Genomic DNA, 12,986 nt, shown 5'->3' on the forward strand with positions numbered 1-12,986 from the left:
TCAGCCGGATAGTTCCCGGCGCAGCACCTTGCCGGTCGGGTTGCGCGGGATGGCGTCCACGACGTTGATGTCGCGGGGCTGTTCGAAGCGCGAGACTCGGCTCTTCAAGTACTCCCGGAGCTCCGGCACGTCGACGTCGCTGCCCGGGCGCGCCACCACGAACGCCGCCAACCGCTGGCCGAACCGCTCGTCGGGCACGCCGATGACCACGCTGTCGGCGATGGCGGGATGCTGGGCGAGCGCGTTTTCGACCGCGCGCGGATAGACGTTCTCGCCGCCGGAGATGATCATGTCGTCTTCGCGGCCGACGATGAACAGGCGCCCGGCGTTGTCGAGGTAACCCATGTCGCCGGTGCTGGTCATGCCGTCGACGACGGCCTTGGCTTCCCCGGCCGCGGGGCCGCCGGTGTAGCCCTTGCCCGCAAGGTCGCCCCCGACGAAGATGCGCCCGGTCACCCGCGGGCCTACCGGCCGGTCGCTCTTGTTGAGGATGCGCACGGGACAGCCCGCGACGGGCCGTCCGACGGTTTCGGGGGCCTCGCGAAGGTCGGCCGGCGTTGCGAGGGAACCGATGCCGACCTCGGTGGAGCCGTAGCCGTTGTAGAGGATGTCGCCGTAGGTGTCCATGAACCGCTGCCCCAGCGTGGGATCGAGGCGGTCCCCGCTGGACATCACCACGCGCAGGCGCGGGACCGGGTTGCGCGCCCGCACCCGCTCGGGCAGCTCGAGGATGCGCGCGAGCACGACCGGCACCGCGGTGAAGGCGTCGGCGCGGTGCAGCGACGCCTGGGCCAGCGCGGCTTCGGCATCGAACTGCCGATGCGTGAGCACCGTGCCGCCGAGGGCGATCGTCAGCATCAGCATGCCCAGCCCCAGCCCGTGAAACATGGGCATTGCCACCGAGATCCGCGACCCGGTACGCAGCCGGGTGCGGTCGAGGATCGTCACCCAGACCCCCACCGCGGACCGCATCTCCGGCGCGCGCGGCACCCCCTTGGGTTTGCCGGTGGTGCCCGACGTCAGCAGCACGATCCGGCCGGGCGGGGCCACGCGCGGCCGTCGGGCGTCCTCTTCGGCGGTGGCCGTCGCCGGGTCGACCGTGACGGCCGATTCGTCGGCGGCCCGGATCCGCTCGCCGAATTCGTTGTCGGCGACCATCGTTGAGATGCGGTGGGCTTGCAGGGCGGCCGCCAGCGCATCGCTGCGGAATTCCGTGCTGATCGGGACGACGTCGGCGCCCAGCAGCGCGGCCGCGAAGACACCCGCGACGAAACCGCGTCCGTTGCGGCACATGACCCCGACCGCCCGGCCGGGGCCGACGCCGTCGCCGGACAACCGCCGCGCCAGCGCCTCGGTTTCTCGTTGCAGCCGGCGGTAGCTCAGCGCGCCGTCGTCGTCGACGATCGCCGTGCGGTCCGGCCAGCGGGCCGCCGTGACCGCCAACAGCGTGTAGGGGTTGGTGCCGCCCCGGCGCGCCTCGCGAAGCAGCCGCAGGCCCGCCGGCAGCGAGGGCGGGGTGAGCAGGCCGGAATGCAGCAGGGCGCGGGCGGCGGTGGTGGCGACGCGGTCATTGGTCACGGTCGCCCCCGTCGGATGCGGTGAGGAATCGGCGATGCCATACCCGGGCGGCGTAGTCGGCGGGTCCCGCCAGCAGCACCGAGGCGAACTCGGCCGGCAGCACCCACGGCGGCTCGAGGGTGCGGGGCCGCTCGATGACCGCTTTGGCGATGACGTCGGCGGCTTGGTCCGGCGACAGGCCGGGGAGCCTGCCCAGCAGGGGCGTGGGGGCGATCATGCGAGTACGGACCAGCGCGAAGTAGACGGTGGTGACATCGACGCCGTCGCCGTGCAGCTCCGGGGCCACGCTGCGCAGCCAGCGGTCGAACGCCCCCTTCGACGCCTGATAGGCGCCCCACTGCGGGCCCGGCACCACCCGCACGCCGACGCTGGACACGTTCACGACGTGCCCGCCGCCGTGGTCGCGCATGGCCGGCAAGAGTCCGAGCAGCAGCCGGACGGGCCCCAAGTAGTTGATGTCGATGGTGCGCTGGAAGTCGTGTGGCCGGTCGTACTGGTCGTGCAGCGAGCGGCGCAGCGACTTGCCGGCGTTGCTCACCACGATGTCGAGCGGGCCGTGCTCCTCGGTGATCTGCTTGCCCAGGGCGCTCACCGCGGACTCGTCGGTGAGATCGGTCGGGTACGCGACCGCGCGGCCGCCGCCGGCGTTGATCGACGCCGCCAGGTCACCGAGCCTTTCCTCGGACCGGGCAACTACCAGCACCGTCGCGCCGGCGGCGGCGAGGCTGCGCGCGGTCGCCTCGCCGATGCCGTAGGAGGCGCCGGTCACCAGCGCGGTTTTGCCGGAGGCGGCGGCGCGCAGCCTGTCGGGATCCGACACCCGCGCCGGATTGGCCACATGGTCTCCCGCCGTGGCGAAGACCGCGTTCAGGGCATGGGCTAGTGCGTTCAACATCGCTGCCGCATTCACTCGAGCCGCTTGCCGGGACGTGGCTGTTGCTCAACCGTGTCCCGACCCGTAACTACAAGTAGCAGACCACATTGCGGTCCGGGACCGCGCTTCGGCCCGGCCGTGACGGCCTGGTGGCGATCCGGGTGGGGCGCGGGAACGCGCGGAGGCGGGGTGCGCATGCCGGATGAGCGCTGCGCACAACCGATCTCACTCCGCCCGCATCAGCGGCGGTTCTTTTATGAGAACACAGTAATTTCGGCGTTTCCTCTGTTTAAGGCGCGTGTCGAATGGGCACAATGGCGGCATGTTTGCGCGTCACATCGTTCGTTCGTTTGGTCCAGCAGTAGTTATCGCCGCATCGGGCATGGCCGCCTCGGCCATCTCCGGTTCCCTCATCCCCACCGCCACCGCCCAGTGTCCCGACGTGCAAGTGGTCTTCGCCCGCGGCACCGGCGAAGAACCCGGCGTCGGCCCCACCGGACAAGCCTTCGTCGACGCCCTGCACCAACGCGTCGGCGACCGCTCCTTTGACGTCTACCCCGTCAACTACCCCGCCACCGACCAATGGGACACCGGCATCGACGGCATCCGCGACGCCAGCACCCACGTCGTGTCCATGGCACACGACTGCCCCACCACCAAAATGGTCCTCGGCGGCTACTCCCAAGGCGCGGCCGTCATGGGCTTTGTCACCTCCGCAGCCGTCCCCGAAGGCATCGACCCCGCCACCGTCCCCAAACCCCTGGCCCCCGACGTCGCCAACCACGTCTCCTCGGTCGTGCTCTTCGGCATGCCCAACGTGCGCGCCATGAACTTCCTCGGCGAACCCCCCGTCGTCATCGGGCCCACCTACGCCGACAAAACCCTCAAAGTCTGCGCCATCGAAGACCCCGTCTGCTCCGACGGCATGAACTTCGCCGCCCACAACACCTACGCCGACGACGGCTCCATCATCGACAAAGGCGTCGCCTTCGCCTCCAGCCACCTCGGCATGGGCGCCCCCAGCGCGATGTCGGTCGCATCGCCGCACGGAGGGTTCGGGGAGTGAGCGGCTGACCCGCTCGTAGTCCTTTTATCGGCCTGTCCCGCAGGCGGTTTCACGTCACGCGATAATGCTGCGCGTGGCGCCCCTAGCGGCCGGGCCCGGCGGTGATCGCCTCGTTGAAGCCGGGATAGATGTCGTCGTAGGTGCCATCCCGCTCGGCGAACCGGAAGGCCTTGACGCGCTCGACCACGATCTCGTCGGCCTGCGGATGCGCCTGCAGCAGGGCCATGGTCTCGGTGATGTATTCCTCGAGCGGCATCGCCCGGGGGTCGAATCCGCGCTCGCCCTGCAACCCGGTCTGCACCTGCGGCGGAATGATCTCGATGACCCGCACCGAGCTGTCGCGCAGCTGGAAGCGCAGCGATTGGGTGAACGAGTGCAACGCCGCCTTGGTGGCGCAATAGCTCGGGGTCAGCGCGCTGGGCATGAAGGCCAGACCGGAGGTGACGTTGAGGATGGCGGCGTGCGGCTTGCGCAGCAGCGACGGCAGCAGCGCCGCGGTCAGCCGGATGGGGCCCAGCAGGTTGATGGCCACCGTCTGCTCGGCCAGGCCGACATTGCCACTGGTGAGGTCCTCGACCCGTTGAATGCCGGCGTTGTTGACCACCACGTTGAGATCCGGGTAGTGGTCGGTGACCTCGGTGGCGAATCGGCGGATGTCGGCGGGGTCGCCTTGATCGAGCGACAGGGTCTGCATGCCCGGGTTGGCCTCGGCGACGGCCCGGAGGTGCTCGCCGCGCCGCGCGGCGACGATGACCCGGTTGCCCAACCGGTGCAACGCTTCGGCCAGGCCGCGGCCGATTCCGGTGCCGCCGCCGGTGACCAATACGGTATTGCCCGTCATCTGCATCGCGGTTCTCCTTCGGGTTCGCTCGACCGGCCCCACTCGACCGACGTTGCGGAATGCCCCATTGCGAGGGCGGCTAACCACGATGCTCAATCCGGCCGCGCGCCGTCAAGGTCGGCGCCGCGGCGAAGACGAGCCGCGGGAGACCTGTTTACGCGACGGCGCGGTTGTGCAGCGGACGCGGGTCGATGCCGGCGCGGGCCCAGGCCTCGGCCGCCCACGGGGTGTAGAGCGCCTTGACGGGTAGCCGGTTGATCAGGGGGTTGAGCGCGCGGACGACCGCGGCGAGCCGCTGGAATCGCTTCTCTTTCTTGGCATCCCACCGCAGCTGGCACACCTCGCGCATCTGCGGCGGCAGCGTTCCGACGACGACCAGGCGGGTATAGGCGTTCAGCGGCGCCGAGACCACGTTCCAGAGCGGTTTGGGCATCCAGCGCGGACCCGGGATGCCCTTGCGGATGTACCCCGTGCCGTAGAGCACCGTCTTGTGCGGGACGAACCGGTCGAGCATCTCGTCCCAGTAGGCCACGAAGTCGTCGTAGGTCTGCGGCTGTCCGCGGTCGCTGACGCCGTAGAGGCTGTACCAGACCTTGCCCTCGTTGAAGATCTGCTCCTTCTCGGCGTGCGACAACCGGCGGATGAACATGTCGGTGTTGTAGATGACCTGGTCGACGAAGCTGGCGTGGGCCCAGTAGAACAGCTCCGGGTTCAACGCGTGATACCGCGATCCGTCGCTGACGGTGCCCTTGATCGTCTTGTGAAAGTCCCGCACCTTGCGGCCCCACTCGTGGGGGTCCTCGGAGTAGACGGTGTTCATCAGCGGAGGCGCCGTCCGCTTGGCCCGGCCCAGCGTGTCACTGAAGATCACGGAGTGGTCCAGCACGCCCTGGGCGAGTTGCTCGATGCAGTTCTCGACCCCGGCGGTGCGCTGGAATCCGAAGAGCTGGGTTCGGTTGTCTCCGTAAAACTTCCAGATCAACGAATCCGGGCCCAGGCGCGGTGAGGTGTCGCCTCCGGGCGACCAGTCCGGTCCGTCGGTGGGCATGGCCACGGCCTCGCGAACGCCGCTGTCGAAACGTGACCCCGCGCTCTCGGCGGCGAGCTGGTCGTTCTGGGCGGTCATGCCCCCACCTCCTTATGGCACGCACGCTGCGCGGCGAAGCGATGTGAACCAGTGACACAAAGTCGTATCTTTGTTTCAAAGCCTAGCAACCGCCCGTCGACATTGCACATTGCCGGTGGGGGCCGGGTGGCCGTGCCGCTTTCTCGCCGCCGAAAAGTCGGCGCTGAACCGCGCCGGGGAGTTGATACGATGCCGCCAATCATGCAGTCCGAACCGGGCGCTGCCGCTATCTCCGCGTCTACCGAGGCGCTGACCGATCTCGACCGCACCATCCTGGACACGGCGCGCGGGGTGTTCGAGACCTACGGCGTGCGCCGGGCCAACATCGACGACGTCGCCACCCGGGCCGGGGTCAGCCGCAGCACCATTTATCGCCGCTTTCCGACCAAGGAAAAGCTGTTCGGACAGGTGGTGCGGCGCGAGGCCGAACTCTTCTTCAGCACGCTCGATCAGGCGACGGCCGGATGCGATCCGCAGGAGGCCGTGGTCGAGGCATTCGCGCTCGGGGTGCGCTTGGTGCAGGATTCGCCGCTGTATTCGCGGATCGCCGAAAGCGAGCCGGAGCTGTTCGGCATGTTCTCCCGGTCGCATATCTTCCCGATTCGCCAGTTCGCCGACGGGATCGCCCATACCCTGCGGCGGTGCGGCGCCGAGATGTCCGAGACCGATCTGGACAACATCGCCGACATCCTGCTGCGCGTCGCGCTCGGCATCATCGTCTTTCCCACCGACCGGCTCGACACCTCGGATCCGGCGGCGGTGCGCGAGTACGCCGCCCGCTATCTGGTTCCGATCATCAGCCGCTGACGGACACCGCGATGTCGGTGCCCTGAACTACGCTCGATCCGTGGCTGGGAGTTCTGGGGCTCCACGGACCCGGTATGCCAGTTGCGGCGAGATCGACATCGCCTATCAGGTCTTCGGCGATGGCCCGATCGACCTGCTCGTGCTGCCGGGCCCGTTCATCCCGATCGACTGCGTCGACAGCGAGCCGTCGATGTACCGCTTTCATCGACGGCTGGCGTCCTTCTGCCGGGTGATCCGGTTCGACCAACGCGGGATCGGCCTGTCGTCCCGGGTCCCCTCGCTGGACATGATCGGCGCGGAATCCTGGGCCAACGACGCGATCGCGGTCATGAACGCGGTCGGATGTGAGCGCGCGACGATCCTGGCTCCGAGTTTCACGTCGCTGGCCGGGGTGGTTCTCGCCGCCGATTTCCCCGACCGGGTGAACAGCCTGGTGATCGTCAACGGCCAGGCGCGCACGCTGCGCGCCCCCGACTACCCGTTCGGCTCCGATCTCGCCGAGGCCGACCCCTACACGACCGTGGCCATCGAACCCGACGCCGTCGAGCAGGGCTTCGACATCCTCGGCATCATCGCGCCCAGCGTCGCGCACGACGACGCGTTCCGGTCGTGGTGGGACATGGCCGGCAACCGGGCGGCGTCGCCCAGCATGGCGCGCGCGTTCATCGGCAAGATCCGCGAGGGCGACGTGCGCGACCGGCTGGAGCGGGTCGGCGTGCCGACGCTGATCCTGCATCGGGACAACCCGCGCTTCAGCCCCGTCGGGCACGCGCACTTCCTCGCCGAACGCATCGCCGGGTCGCGTCTGGTCGAGCTGCCGGGCGAAGACGTCCTGTACTGGGTGGGCGACACCGGGCCCATGCTCGACGAGATCGAGGAGTTCATCACCGGCATCCGCGGCGCCTCCGACGCCGAGCGGCTGCTCACCACCATCGTGTTCACCGACATCGTCGGGTCCACCGAGCGGGCCGCGGCGCTCGGCGATTACCGGTGGCGCGACCTGCTGGACAACCACGACAGGATCGTCCGGCATGAGCTACAGCGCTTCGGCGGCCACGAAGTCAACACCGCCGGAGACGGATTCGTGGCGACGTTCAGCGGCCCGAGCGCCGCGATCGCCTGCGCTGACGCCCTCGTGGACGCGGTGCAGGTGCTGGGCATCGAGGTGCGCGTCGGCATCCACGCCGGCGAAGTCGAGGTGCGCGGCGCCGGCAAAGCCGACATCGCCGGCATGGCCGTGCACATCGGCGCGCGGGTGGCGGCCCTCGCCGGACCCAGCGAGGTCCTGGTGTCGTCGACGCTGCGCGACATCGTCACCGGATCGCGGCACCGCTTCGGCGACCGCGGCGAGTCCGCCCTCAAGGGCGTGCCGGGCTACTGGCGCCTCTACGCCCTGGTTCGCGAGCACGCCGCCGTCCGCCGCTGACCCGGCGCGCGGCGTAGGCTGCCCAACGGGGGAATCTTCGCCAAGCCCACTGTGCGAGTTCTGGCATTCAGCTCGGCTTCTGGCCGAGGGGCCGAAGGAGTTACGCATGACCGACGTGCACATCTCGCTGCCTCCCGCGCTGCGGCGAGCGCTGGATCTGCTCATCGATCCGCCGGCCGATCCCGACGTCAGCCACGGCTATCTCGACCTGCTCGGCGGCGACGCGGTTGACGACGCCGTCGGGAAGAACACCGGCCCGATTCAGGCCGCGTGGGCCTCGACCGTCGGGTCGATGCTCTACGACAACGCCCAGGCCTTCGCCCGCCAGTGGATCAGCGCCTGGCAGCTGCCGCTCGAGTGGTTGCACATCCCGCCGGGCGGCGTCGCGCTGGACGTCGGTTCGGGGCCGGGCAACGTCACCGCGTCGCTGGCACGGGCCGCCGGGCCGGAGGGACTGGCCCTCGGGGTCGACATCTCCGAACCCATGCTGGCCCGCGCCGTCCGCAATGAGGCCGGCCCGCAGGTTGGCTTCATCAGGGCCGACGCGCAACGGCTTCCCCTGCGCGACAACACCTTCGACGCGGCGGTGTCGACGGCCGTGTTGCAGCTGGTTCCGGAGCCGAAGGCCGCGCTCGCCGAGATGGCGCGCGTGCTGCGGCCCGGTGGCAGGCTGGCCGTGATGGTCCCGACGGCCGGGCGCCTCGCCCGTTATTGGCGGATGCTGCCGAATGTCGGGGCGCACGCGTTCGACGACGACGAGATCGGCGACATCTTGGAAGACAACGGATTTGCCAGCGTGCGGGTCAATACCCTCGGCACGTTTCAGTGGGTGCGCGCCGCCTTGGGCTGACCTTCGCGCGCGGCTTAATTATTCGGCGCTCTGCGCCAGCATGGCGAGTCGATCCATCGACTCGCGCAGCATGTCCGCCGTGGTCGCGCGGGCGCGCTCGAGGCGGGTGGCGTCGGTCAGCTCGGTCCAGTCGTACGTGTGCGTCACCGTGGTCAGCTCGGCGTTGATCGGGCTGAGCTCCCACCGCCACAGGTGACCGGGTGGCTGCTTACCGGGTTCGGCTGGGCGCCAAGCGATCTTGCTGCCCTCGACGAACTCGGTGACGTGGTTCTCCCGCACTGCACCGTTGGTCAGCGTGGTCTTGAACACGTCACCCACTTGGCGCACCCGCTGGCCGGGCGCCGATGACGCCAGATTGTCGTTGCCGTCCCAGCTCGGCTGGCGCGACGGGTCGGCGATCAGTTCGAAGATTCGCGCGGCATTGGCCGACATCACGCGAGTGGCGGCCACGATGCGTTCGGTATCGGACATACCGGTATCCAAACACGTCGGGCCGCCCACCGCGGTGACCACTTCGAGCCAACCGGCTCACGGCATCCGGGGCAGCGACTCGGCGGGCCCGGACAGCGCCGCCTTGACGTAGCGGGTGTCGTCGTCGGCCAGCACCTCCGTGTCGTCCCGCTCGATGCCGTCGACGATCGCGCGCGCCACCTGGCGCGCGTCGTTCTTGGGTGCGTCGAAGCCGGCGGTCATGTCGGTGTCGGTGAAGCTGAGGTGCGCGGCCACGACCAGGGTGCCCTGCTTCTCGAGTTCGATGCGCAGGGAATTCGTCATCGACCACAGCGCCGCCTTCGAGTCGCCATACCCCCCGGATCCGGGCATCCAGGACAGGATCGAGGCGACGTCGACCAGGGCGCCGCCGCCGTTGTCGGCCAGGATCGGTGCGAACGCCTTGGCGACGCGCAGCACGCCGAAGTAGTTCGTCTCGAAGACCATTCGCACCTCGTCGACGTCGCTGTGGAGCAGGCTCCGGGCGCCGAGAACGCCGGCATTGTTGATGACGATGTCGGCGTCGGTCGCGACGGCCGCCAGCTCGGCCACCGAATCCGGCTGGGTGACGTCCAGTTCGGCGCTGATCACCCGCGGGTCCCGGCTGGACTTCGGCGCTCGCGCTGTCGCGTAGACCTTCGCCGCGCCCCTGTCCAACAACTCGGCCACGATGGCCTTGCCGAGACCGCGCTGTCCGCCGGTGACCACCACCGTCGATCCCTTGACGTTGACCATGATCCTGCTCCTTTGACTGAGGCAAACTTACTTTGCTTACGTCACGCTAGTTGTCGCGGAGCGACGTAGTCAAGTAGTATTTGCCTATGTCTTCACCGTGGGTTGCGTCACAGCGATACGGCTGCGCCGCGGCGCCCGGGGGCCTCGGCCTGGTCCAGGATTTCCTCAATACGAGGGGCATCGGCGGGTACGGGCCGGACCTGCTGGGCGACCTGGAGTCGGCGCGGGAGTGGGCGGCCGACGCGGTGCGAGCGTGGTCGTCGGTGCGCGGGGTGGACGCGTCGCCACCCGCGTTGGGTGAGGCGGACCTGGGCAGGCTTCGTGCGGTGCGGGCCACCATCGAGCGGATGGTGGACGGCGAACCGCCGAGCCCCCGGGGCGCCCACGGCGCGGTCGCCTCGTTCGCGCTGTCCGATGTCGGTGAGGTACGGCTCGATCCCGGCGGCAGCGGATGGCGGTGGTTGGCCTCGGCGCTGTGGGGCGAGATCCTGCTGAGCCAGCACGCCAATACCTGGCGGCGGATCAAACGCTGCCACAACCACCGTTGCGGGTCGACGTTCTACGACCGCTCGAAGAACAACAGCGGGGTCTGGCATGACGTCAAGACGTGCGGCAACGCCGTCAATCTGCGGGCGTCCCGGGCGCGCCGCCGCGAACGCGAAAAGCCAACGGGTTCAGCTGTTTCGCCACAGTAGGCGGTAGCGGTAATACAGCCCCCGCCGGATGACGGCGCCGGGCACGACGTCGGCGGCGACCGACCGGATCTCGTCGAGGCCCTCCCGGGGATCGGCGACGGGTACGCCGATGTCGCGGGTCTTCCGATGCAGCAGGCCCCCGGCGCGCGCCAGCGGCATGCACAACCCGGACCACACCCAGTCGGCAACGCTCTTGTTGGCGGACAGCCCGACGACCGCCAGTTGTCCTGCGGGCCGCAGCATTTGACGCGCCTTGTGCAGCGCGTCCCGCAGCGGCAGGTGATGCAGACTGGCCACGAACGTGATCAGGTCGTAGCGCCGCTCGTCCGCATCGAGGCCCTCGAATCGCACGTGTTCGACCGCCGCGTTGTCGATGGGCTGCAGTCGCTGCGCCGCGCGCCACACCGAGATCGGGTCGGCATCGATGCCGACCACGCTGCGGGACACCGCGGCTAACCGCTGAGCCAGCAGCCCTTCCCCACACCCGACGTCCAGGACGTCGCCGCGACGCCGCGCGGCGATGCCGACCAGCCAGCTGTGATAGGCGGAATTGTGGTTCCAGTACTCGTCGTGTCTCGCGTATTCATGCACCGTGGGGTCAGTCTGCCCGATCGGCGCTCAGCAGCGTTCGACGCCCCTGGACATGATGCGCGGGCCGGTAGCCGCCGGGCGCCGCTTGCTTCCGAGGACCGCGTACAGCGCGTCGCAGGCGCGCGCCTTGAGCGGCGCGACCATGTCGAGGTTGGCTGGGGCCTGGCTGACCCAGGCCGGAAGTGTGGCCACAATTCGATCCTTTGTCTGTTCGGCCGTGCGCCGATTCATTCAATTGCACCACAGCTGTTTTGCGTTGACGCTGCGCCGAGGTGAATGTCACGAAAAGCCGCGCTGTGGGATAGCGCACATTCCCGGTGCAACGAAAGGCACGCAACACCAAACCCTAGTGAAATCCCCTGAACCGGCGCAGATACCCGATCAGCCGGCGCACCGGCACCGCCTTCGGCCAGTCGTCGGGCCGAAAATAGGCGTCGGTGCCGCCGTCAACGAATACGACCGCGCCGCAGAGGAAATCGGCGGCGTCCGAGAGCATGAAGCACATCCAGTCGGCCATCTGCCCCGGGTCGCCGAAGCCGCCGACCGGAACCGGGAACGACTGGACGGCCCTGGCCTGCCGTGGGTCCGACAACTGTTCGGCCAGAAGCGGAGTCATGATCGCACCGGGCGCCAAGGCGTTCAGGCGCACGCCCGAGCCCGCCCAGTCGGGCAGCACCGCATGCCGCCGCACCCACCGGCTGACAGCGATTTTCGAGGCCCCGTACATCATGGTCGGCGCAGCCGGCCCGAACAGCCGCACCGCGCGCAACGCCCTGCCGGCGTCGTGAGCGAGCAGCGCCTTCACGGCCCGGCCGGGCACCGCCGGCATCGTCGTCGTCGAATTACTGCCGACCACAACGACTTTGGCGCCCCCCGCGGCCGCCAGCGCCTCCCGCCAGGCGCACAGTAACTCAACGACCCCGAAATAGTTGACCTGGGCGATCTGGCGAACACGATCCTTGCCGGGACTCGGACCGAGTCCGGCGGCGAGCACCGCACCGTCGAGCCTGCCGCCCGCCGCCGCCAGGACACGCGCCGCGGCGTCGTTACGCCCGTGTGGCGTCGACAGATCGGCGACGATGTCGGCGACCTTGATGTCGACACCGATGACCGTGTGCCCACCGTCCCGGAGCCGCCGCGCGGTCTCGCGCCCCATCCCGGAAGCCGATCCGGTGACCGCATACGTTCCCATTGGACTCCTCCGTTCCCAGGGCAGTATGCCCGGCCGGCCGGATGCCTCGAGGGTCGCCGCCCGCTGGGTGGACACCTGAGTTAAGTTGCGAAGATGCATGACCAAACGCCCTGCATCGATTTCAGCCAGCTCGAGTCGGTCTACGCGCCGCTGGCCGAATCGCTCCGCCGGCTCGTCGACATCAGCATCCGCACCGAGGCCGGCCCCGCGGCGGTGGCGGCGGCCACCTCCAAGATCGACAGTGCCGCAGCGGAATTGAGCGAAGCGTTGAAGCCCGGCCCGTTCGGCGTGCATCGGAACCCCGATGGCCAGACCATCGCGTGGGGCAACGCCGTGATCGGCCTGCGCAACCCGATCGCACCGCCGCTGGTCATCCATCATGAGCCCGACGGACTGGTGTGGTCGGAGTTCGTTCTGGGTGCGGCCTACGAGGGACCGCCGGACACCGTGCACGGCGGTGTGTGCGCGCTGGTGCTCGACCATGTGCTCGGCGCGACCGCGCACCAGCCCGACAAGCCCGCGTTCACCGGCACGCTCACGCTGCGATACCGGCGCCCCACGGCGCTGGGGCGGCCGCTGCGCGCCCAGGCTCATGTCGAGCGCGTCGAGGGCGTCAAGACATTCGCCGTCGGCCACCTGGCCGACGAGCACGGCGTCACCGTGGAAGCCGAGGGCATTTTCATTCACCCCAGGCAGGCCGCGGACTAGCGCACCGC

General features: G+C 69.2%; 15 protein-coding genes. 6 read left to right on the forward strand and 9 right to left on the reverse strand.

What is annotated here, in order from left to right:
* Both G6N26_RS17280 and G6N26_RS17285 read right to left on the reverse strand, forming a co-directional pair.
* Positions 1–1,578 carry an AMP-binding protein gene (locus tag G6N26_RS17280; protein WP_083017937.1) on the reverse strand — a complete coding sequence of 526 codons (1,578 nt, stop codon included), beginning with the start codon at positions 1,576–1,578 and terminating at the stop codon, positions 1–3.
* Entirely contained in the window at positions 1,568–2,473 is a 906-nt protein-coding gene (locus tag G6N26_RS17285; protein ID WP_083017939.1) for an SDR family NAD(P)-dependent oxidoreductase, read from the reverse strand. Before G6N26_RS17285 ends, G6N26_RS17280 begins: the two co-directional genes overlap by 11 nt.
* 301 nt (positions 2,474–2,774) lie before the next feature.
* Between G6N26_RS17285 and G6N26_RS17290 the strand changes: the two genes are divergently transcribed.
* Positions 2,775–3,518, forward strand: a complete 744-nt coding sequence (locus G6N26_RS17290; RefSeq protein ID WP_095578022.1) for a cutinase family protein — start codon at positions 2,775–2,777, stop codon at positions 3,516–3,518.
* Between the two features lie 82 nt (positions 3,519–3,600).
* On the opposite strand, the gene G6N26_RS17295 is transcribed toward G6N26_RS17290, so the two are convergent.
* Together G6N26_RS17295 and G6N26_RS17300 are read right to left on the reverse strand one after the other, a co-directional pair.
* Positions 3,601–4,365 (reverse strand): SDR family oxidoreductase, encoded by a 765-nt coding sequence (locus G6N26_RS17295; protein WP_083015952.1) that lies wholly within the window; start codon positions 4,363–4,365, stop codon positions 3,601–3,603.
* 148 nt (positions 4,366–4,513) lie between these two features.
* Positions 4,514–5,485, reverse strand: a complete 972-nt coding sequence (locus G6N26_RS17300; RefSeq protein ID WP_067175797.1) for an oxygenase MpaB family protein — start codon at positions 5,483–5,485, stop codon at positions 4,514–4,516.
* A 201-nt stretch (positions 5,486–5,686) separates the two neighbouring features.
* On the opposite strand from G6N26_RS17300, the gene G6N26_RS17305 reads away from it, so the two are divergent.
* From G6N26_RS17305 to G6N26_RS17315, 3 genes are all read left to right on the forward strand, one after another.
* The gene (locus G6N26_RS17305; RefSeq protein WP_067175794.1) at positions 5,687–6,292 is read left to right on the forward strand and encodes a TetR/AcrR family transcriptional regulator; all 606 of its coding nucleotides are present in this window, start codon (positions 5,687–5,689) and stop codon (positions 6,290–6,292) included.
* Positions 6,293–6,332: 40 nt separating this feature from the next.
* Positions 6,333–7,718: an adenylate/guanylate cyclase domain-containing protein gene (locus tag G6N26_RS17310; protein ID WP_083015948.1), complete on the forward strand. Its 1,386-nt coding sequence runs from the start codon at positions 6,333–6,335 to the stop codon at positions 7,716–7,718.
* Positions 7,719–7,824: 106 nt separating this feature from the next.
* Complete coding sequence (locus tag G6N26_RS17315; protein WP_083015944.1) at positions 7,825–8,568, forward strand: methyltransferase domain-containing protein; 744 nt, start codon at positions 7,825–7,827, stop codon at positions 8,566–8,568.
* A gap of 18 nt (positions 8,569–8,586) precedes the next feature.
* On the opposite strand, the gene G6N26_RS17320 is transcribed toward G6N26_RS17315, so the two are convergent.
* Positions 8,587–9,039: an SRPBCC family protein gene (locus tag G6N26_RS17320; protein WP_083016003.1), complete on the reverse strand. Its 453-nt coding sequence runs from the start codon at positions 9,037–9,039 to the stop codon at positions 8,587–8,589.
* Positions 9,040–9,096: 57 nt separating this feature from the next.
* Positions 9,097–9,792, reverse strand: a complete 696-nt coding sequence (locus tag G6N26_RS17325; RefSeq protein WP_083015940.1) for an SDR family oxidoreductase — start codon at positions 9,790–9,792, stop codon at positions 9,097–9,099.
* A gap of 149 nt (positions 9,793–9,941) precedes the next feature.
* Between G6N26_RS17325 and G6N26_RS17330 the strand changes: the two genes are divergently transcribed.
* The gene (locus G6N26_RS17330) at positions 9,942–10,487 is read left to right on the forward strand and encodes a CGNR zinc finger domain-containing protein (protein ID WP_083015999.1); all 546 of its coding nucleotides are present in this window, start codon (positions 9,942–9,944) and stop codon (positions 10,485–10,487) included.
* On the opposite strand, the gene G6N26_RS17335 is transcribed toward G6N26_RS17330, so the two are convergent.
* The 3 genes from G6N26_RS17335 to G6N26_RS17340 all read right to left on the reverse strand — a co-directional run bounded on the left by G6N26_RS17335 (position 10,467) and on the right by G6N26_RS17340 (position 12,270).
* Complete coding sequence (locus G6N26_RS17335; RefSeq protein ID WP_083015937.1) at positions 10,467–11,078, reverse strand: class I SAM-dependent methyltransferase; 612 nt, start codon at positions 11,076–11,078, stop codon at positions 10,467–10,469. The genes G6N26_RS17330 and G6N26_RS17335 overlap by 21 nt on opposite strands.
* A gap of 27 nt (positions 11,079–11,105) precedes the next feature.
* Positions 11,106–11,270 (reverse strand): hypothetical protein, encoded by a 165-nt coding sequence (locus G6N26_RS25820; protein WP_165605111.1) that lies wholly within the window; start codon positions 11,268–11,270, stop codon positions 11,106–11,108.
* Positions 11,271–11,424: 154 nt separating this feature from the next.
* On the reverse strand, positions 11,425–12,270 hold the full coding sequence (locus G6N26_RS17340) for an SDR family oxidoreductase (protein ID WP_083015934.1): 846 nt from the start codon (positions 12,268–12,270) through the stop codon (positions 11,425–11,427).
* Between the two features lie 93 nt (positions 12,271–12,363).
* Here G6N26_RS17340 and G6N26_RS17345 point away from each other — a divergent pair, with 93 nt between their 5' ends.
* Positions 12,364–12,978 carry a PaaI family thioesterase gene (locus G6N26_RS17345; protein ID WP_067175774.1) on the forward strand — a complete coding sequence of 205 codons (615 nt, stop codon included), beginning with the start codon at positions 12,364–12,366 and terminating at the stop codon, positions 12,976–12,978.
* The last annotated feature ends 8 nt before the right edge of the window (positions 12,979–12,986 follow it).

Origin of the sequence: Mycobacterium marseillense (genome assembly GCF_010731675.1) — a bacterium.
In the GTDB taxonomy this organism is placed as follows: Bacteria; Actinomycetota; Actinomycetes; order Mycobacteriales; family Mycobacteriaceae; genus Mycobacterium; species Mycobacterium marseillense.

Coding starts and splice junctions, on each gene's coding strand:
- G6N26_RS17325 (WP_083015940.1), bottom strand. CDS start 9,792: ATGGTCAACGTCAAGGGATCGACGGTGGTGGTCACCGGCGGACAGCGC.
- G6N26_RS17315 (WP_083015944.1), top strand. CDS start 7,825: ATGACCGACGTGCACATCTCGCTGCCTCCCGCGCTGCGGCGAGCGCTG.
- G6N26_RS17285 (WP_083017939.1), bottom strand. CDS start 2,473: ATGTTGAACGCACTAGCCCATGCCCTGAACGCGGTCTTCGCCACGGCG.
- G6N26_RS17345 (WP_067175774.1), top strand. CDS start 12,364: ATGCATGACCAAACGCCCTGCATCGATTTCAGCCAGCTCGAGTCGGTC.
- G6N26_RS17295 (WP_083015952.1), bottom strand. CDS start 4,365: ATGCAGATGACGGGCAATACCGTATTGGTCACCGGCGGCGGCACCGGA.
- G6N26_RS17305 (WP_067175794.1), top strand. CDS start 5,687: ATGCAGTCCGAACCGGGCGCTGCCGCTATCTCCGCGTCTACCGAGGCG.
- G6N26_RS17340 (WP_083015934.1), bottom strand. CDS start 12,270: ATGGGAACGTATGCGGTCACCGGATCGGCTTCCGGGATGGGGCGCGAG.
- G6N26_RS17300 (WP_067175797.1), bottom strand. CDS start 5,485: ATGACCGCCCAGAACGACCAGCTCGCCGCCGAGAGCGCGGGGTCACGT.
- G6N26_RS17290 (WP_095578022.1), top strand. CDS start 2,775: ATGTTTGCGCGTCACATCGTTCGTTCGTTTGGTCCAGCAGTAGTTATC.
- G6N26_RS17320 (WP_083016003.1), bottom strand. CDS start 9,039: ATGTCCGATACCGAACGCATCGTGGCCGCCACTCGCGTGATGTCGGCC.